The following is a 950-nucleotide window of genomic DNA, read 5'->3' on the forward strand; positions in this document are numbered from 1 at the left end:
GCCCGCCGGCCGGCAGCGGGTCCCGCCCGCGGCGCCGCTGGGCCGCGACCCAGCGGCCGGTCAGTGCCTCGTTCGTGCGCACCGGCAGGCTCGGGTGCGCGCCGTCGTCCCAGGTGATCTCCACCTCGGTACCGGTCATCAGGGCCGCACCGCGGGCGATGTCGTCGAGACGGCGCGAGAGGTCGCGCAGGGTGTCCGGGTACTTGGACCGCGCGTACAGGTGCACGACCGCGCGCTCGGTGATGATGCTCGGCCGGGTGCCGCCCTCGGCGATCGTCGCGTGCACCCGGTCCACCGGCGGCATCTGCTGCCGCAGCAGGCCGATGCCCTGGTACGCGAGTGTCGCGGCGTCGAGCGCGTTGCGGCCCATGTAGGGCTGGGCCGAGGCGTGCGCGGGGCGCCCCGTGAACGTCCAGGTCAGCAGACGCCGGCCGAGCCAGACCTGGTCGGCGACGTCGAGCCCGTAGGGGTGCACCATGATCGCGGCGTCGATCCCCTCCAGCGCCCCGTGGCGCGCCAGCACCTCCTTGCCGGAGTGTCCCTCCTCGGCGGGCGTGCCGAGCAGCACGACGCGACCGGCAGGGGCGAGTGCATCGCTCGAGGTCAGCACGCGGTGCAGCGCGAGGAACGCGCCGACGCCGGACGCCGCGATGACGTTGTGGCCGCAGGCGTGGCCGATGCCGGGCAGCGCGTCGTACTCCGCGCAGATCGCGATCGTGGGCCCGGCTGCGTCGCCGGTCTCGGCCCGGAACGCCGTCGGTACCCCGTGCGCGCCCAGCTCCGCCTCGACGCCGTGCCGCGCCAGCACCTCCACCAGGGTCGCGGCGCTGCGGTGCTCCTCGAACGCCGGCTCCGGGTGCTCGTGGAGCCGCCGGACGATCTCAGCGAGGTCCGGCTCGAGCTCGTCCGCGGCCCGCTCGACGGCGGCGACCAGACCGGCGGGCGCGCCA

General features: G+C 75.8%; 1 protein-coding gene. It reads right to left on the reverse strand.

The window, feature by feature from the left end; translation table 11 throughout:
- On the reverse strand, positions 1–950 hold a 950-nt coding region (locus tag PROKR_RS26425), incomplete at both ends, for an amidohydrolase (protein ID WP_084800690.1).

The organism is Promicromonospora kroppenstedtii DSM 19349 (assembly GCF_000515355.1).
Classification (GTDB): domain Bacteria; phylum Actinomycetota; class Actinomycetes; order Actinomycetales; family Cellulomonadaceae; genus Promicromonospora; species Promicromonospora kroppenstedtii.